The 5,213-nt window shown below is 24.2% G+C and carries 2 protein-coding genes and 1 pseudogene; all 3 read left to right on the top strand.

The window, feature by feature from the left end; genetic code table 4:
* On the top strand, positions 1-2,514 hold a 2,514-nt coding region (locus EELLY_RS04090), incomplete at its 5' end, for a BspA family leucine-rich repeat surface protein (RefSeq protein ID WP_146063627.1).
* Between the two features lie 470 nt (positions 2,515-2,984).
* Complete coding sequence (locus EELLY_RS04085; protein WP_104206213.1) at positions 2,985-3,209, top strand: hypothetical protein; 225 nt, start codon at positions 2,985-2,987, stop codon at positions 3,207-3,209.
* 798 nt (positions 3,210-4,007) lie between these two features.
* Positions 4,008-5,213: pseudogene (locus tag EELLY_RS04080) on the top strand (hypothetical protein); the annotation flags it as partial.

Genomic DNA, 5,213 nt, shown 5'->3' with positions numbered 1-5,213 from the left:
ATTTTAAATGAACTGCAAATAGCAACTGGTATTAGTGATTTATCTCTTGATGATTTTACAATTGCTCTCTCACCATCTACATACAAAAATATTGGTGGAATAATAATTAAAGCAATTGATGGATCAATTTATTTAAAAGGAGATACAAATTTTGTAATACCAAAAATTCCTAAAATAAATTTAGATACTATAAGCATTCACATTGATGATTATTCATCAATTAATGAAGATGATATAATAGAACAAATTAAATTAATTACTGGAATTGAAGATATAAGTCGAGAAGATTTAATTATAGATATAATCAAACCAGATTATGGTATTAACGATGGTTCAATAAAAATTACAGCAAATGATAATTCTTATTATTTAATTGGTCAAAATGAAATTGTAATTAATAAGTTTTCAATTAAAATTATTAGCAAAGAAATACAAAATATTATAAATTCAAAGCAATATGAACAATGAAATAAAGATGATTTAATTGCCGCTATTCAAAATTTATATAAAGATGTGGATATGAAATTATCTATAGATAGTATTAAAATGACTGATTCGAAAAAAAGTTCAAATTCAAATGATTCTGTTGATAGATATGAATATGTAATATCAACTCAAGAAGGTGGTTCTGATATTTTTGAGCAAGATGTTATTACATTATCAGAAGAAACAGCTCAAAATACATCATCCTCACTTTATTTAACAAATGATGATGAACTTTTAATAACAACAGATTTTAATTTTAGTCAAAAAAATGCAAAAAATATTTATAAAATTGGTTATGACAGTAGCGGAAATACATTAAATTTTGTTAATGCAAAATATATTACAAGTGTTTTACCAGAAGGTATTAAAAACTTAACAAACTTTTTCAGAAATAATTCTTTTTCAACAATTGAAGGAATTGAAAATTGAGATACTTCAAAAGTAACTAATATGAGTAGAATGTTTGAAGGCGCTTCTTCTTTTAACCAAAATTTGAATAATTGAGATACTTCAAACGTAGAAAATATGGTTAATATTTTTAATAATGCAACTAATTTTAATGGTGATATTTCAAATTGAAACATTTCAAAAGTAAACAATGCAACTCAAATGTTTTTAAATGCTAAAAATTTTAATCAAGATATTTCAGGATGAAATACTTCATCATTAAAAAATATGTTTAGAATGTTTGATGGTGCTTCGTCTTTTAATGGAGATATTTCAAATTGAGATACAAGTAATGTCACTAATATGGAATCAACCTTTGATGGTGCTTCTTCTTTTAACCAAAATTTAAATAATTGAGACACTTCAAAAGTGACAAATATGTACAGAATGTTTCAAAATGCTTCATCTTTTAATGGAGATATTTCAAATTGAGATACAAGTAATGTCACTAATATGGGGGTTATGTTTAACAATGCATCAAGTTTTAATCAAGATATATCAAAATGAAAAACAAGTAGTGTCTCTAGTATAACATGAATGTTTAGAAACGCAATAAATTTTAATCAAGATTTAAATAATTGAGATACAACAAATATTACTAGTATGGAATCAACCTTTTCAGGAGCTTCATCTTTTAATGGTAATATTTCAAATTGAAATACATCAAAAGTTACTAGTATGGAATCAACCTTTAATGGCGCTTCATCTTTTAACCAAAATTTAAATAATTGAGACACTTCAAAAGTGACTAATATCTACAAAATGTTTAATAATGCTTCGTCTTTTAATGGAGATATTTCAAATTGAGATACATCAAAAGTTACTAGTCTGGAATCAACCTTTGATGGTGCTTTTTCTTTTAACCAAAATTTAAATAATTGAGACACTTCAAAAGTGACAAATATGTACAGAATGTTTCAAAATGCTTCGTCTTTTAATGGAGATATTTCAAATTGAGATACAAGTAATGTCACTAATATGGGGGTTATGTTTAACAATGCATTAAGTTTTAATCAAGATATTTCAAAATGAAATACAAGTAATGTTACTAATATGTCATGAATGTTTAGAAACGCAATAAATTTTAATCAAGATTTAAATAATTGAGATACATCAAAAGTTACTGATATGTCATGAATGTTTGGAGGAAATTCAACTTCAGAATTAATGTCTTTTAATGGAGATATTTCAAATTGAGATACAAGTAATGTCACTAATATGCAGGCTATGTTTCGACAATGTGCATACTTTAATCATGATATTTCAAAATGAAATACAAGCAATGTAACTGACATGAGCTATATGTTTTGTAATACATTTTCATTTAATCAAGATATATCTACTAAAAATGTGAAAGATGAAAATGGTGAAGTGTATACAGCTTGAGATACATCAAAAGTTAAAAATGTGACTAAAATGTTTTGAAATGATTATTTTCCATCATTCAATGGAAAAGAAATGAGTTTTAATCAAGATTTAACTAATTGAAATGTCATTCAAGTTACTCAGTATTCAAATTTTTGAAATGGCAAAAATATAAAATTAGACAACCAACCAATTTTTGGTAAACAAAAAAGTTAATTAAAAAAACAATGTTAGAAAAATGCTTAAAATCAAAATTATTGATAAATTTAAACTTATTTTCTTAATATATTGTTTTTTTGTGATAATTCAGTTAAGCTTAATTGAATTGTTGGTAAAAATGAAAAAGAAATAATATTATTTGCAATAATATTATTTTTATTGTTTACATTTACAATTGGTAGATCACTAATTTATTTTATAAATAAAATGCAATAAATCAAAGTTTAGGGTGTCTAGAAAAAGTGGGTAACTCCCACTTTTTTATTTACTAATTTACATATATAGTTCTTCTGATTTTGTTTCTAATTTTGTATGCATTTATATTTCATATTGAGCAGACTGTTATATGTCTAAATCTTATATATTTAAAATTATTTATATCTTTGTTAATTAAACTAAAATTTTTAAAAAAATAGATCACTAAAATAAATTACATCATTTAAACCACTTATCAAAACTTGGAGATAATGAATCATGAAATAATTAATTTAAATAACTATCAAAAAATCACAAAAGCAACAACCATTAAAAACATTTTAAATTTTGAAACAGTTTTATTTGATTTTGCATTACAGTTGCCATTTATAAATCCAATTATTTCTTTATTTTTAAAAATAGTTATTTTTATGTTTATAGTTCTTATAGAACAATTTAAAACTATTGAGTTTTTGCTTAGCAAGTCTTTTAAGTAATTGTTCAATAACTGCGAGTGCATTTCTTTTGATATATTAAACAACTGTTCTATTTCATCATCTCAAATATAATTTTAAGGCTTTGGACTTTTCTACTTTCTAATTCATTGAGACATTATCACTTACAATTCGACACAATTCGACAAACTTATTTGAAATTGACTTGTTTTTTTTTTTTTTTTGATAACATATAATTGTGAATAAAAATAAAAAGTTATTTTTTACATTCAATGTGACTACTCTTAATAGATGTAAGTTTATTTTTATGCATATGTGAAAAATATAAAATCTAAATTAAATAACAATGAAGTGAAGTCGTTTTATTGTTATTTACTTTTTAATAAAAGGAGCTATTATGAATAAAATAGATTTTTTAGAAAACCAAACATATTAAAGCAATAAAAATGGTCACTCTTAATAGATCTATAGTTAATGGTTGTATAATGCTCACCAATTCTTGTTGGAAATAATGAAGTTATTGATGGTAAACAAAGGATACTGGCAATCAAAAAATATTATAATGAACTCAAGTTAAAAATCTTGGGTTATAACTTTTTTTGTAGAAGACAAAAGGCCATTAAATATTTTAACGTTATTGATAACAAAGATAGGTTAAAATTAAAACATATTAGTTATAAAAATATAATTTAAGTTTACTAATATTTGCTTTTAAGTAAGCAATTAGCTTTTTTATTCTCTGTAAATTTTATGTATAAAATTATGTAATTTAGCGAATTTATAGCTAAATTGGAATTAATTCAAAATTTCATTTAAAAAATTTCTTTTGAAAGGATAAATATGAAAAAATTATTATTAATATTATCAGCTTTGAATTTGGCATCGTTGCCGGTTATAACTTTTTTATCTTCTAATAATGCCCCAAAAAATGATATTTCAATTATTAGAGAACAACTTCAAGCAATTTTAGATTCAAAGACTAATGTATTTTGAACTCCATCTCTGTTAGAATTTGAAATATATAATCAAGGAATTGATAAACTTAAAGGGATAACTGTTAAACCAGACCAATCTTCTGGTGATTCACTTTTGAAAAAAGGTTTTGTTTTTGTTGGTCATTCTAGTAAAAACAATGATTTCAAATATAAAGGTGAAATCGTCTTATATCAAGAATTGAAAAAGCTAGAAAAAATAAATCTAGAAGATTATCAAACAAAGCTTTTTGATAACTGAGATCACATTCAGTGAAATAAAAATCAAGATGATATCCAGAGGTTAATTCTTGCTGATTTAAAGACTAAAACAAACAACACAAATTTATCAATCAATGATTTTAAATTAGATTTATCTACACCAAAATTTGGTTCTGATGGCATGGTGACGATAACAGCAACTCCCAATTCTAAATATTTAACTAAAAAGAAAACTTTAACAATTCCAAAACTATCTTCAGTTAATATTGATAATATTGATCTACAATTAAGTCTATCAAATGACTTAACAAAAGATGATATTTTAGCTGCGTTAAAAAAAGCTACTCAAATTGATAGTTTATCTCTTGATGATTTTTCATTTAATAAAACTGATGCTGGTTATGATCAACAAGGAAGTATTGAAATTAGTGCTAAAACTGATTCAGTGCGAATTTCAGGAAAACAAACTTTAACAATTCCGGCTTTGGATAAAAAAGACATTACTCAGCTTGTGCTTGACTTAAATTTATCAAATGACTTAACTGATCAACAAGTAATAGAAGCTTTAAAAACAGCTACTGGTATTACTGATTTAACTCTTGATGATTTTTTATTTAATAAAACTGATGCTGATTATGGTCAACAAGGAAGTGTTGAAATTAGTGCTAAAACTGATTCAGTGCGAATTTCAGGAAAACAAACTTTAACAATTCCAGCTTTTGCTAAAAAAGACATTACTCAACTTGCTCTTGACTTAAATTTATCAAATGATTTAACTGATCAACAAGTATTAGAAGCTTTAAAAAAAGCTACTGGTATTAGTGATTTAACTCTTAATGATTTTGACTTTAAT

This window comes from Entomoplasma ellychniae (assembly GCF_002930155.1).
In the GTDB taxonomy this organism is placed as follows: Bacteria; Bacillota_I; Bacilli_A; order Mycoplasmatales; family Mycoplasmataceae; genus Entomoplasma; species Entomoplasma ellychniae.
The sequence above is the reverse complement of the archived record's forward strand: the minus strand, read 5'-3'. Positions and strand labels throughout refer to the sequence as shown.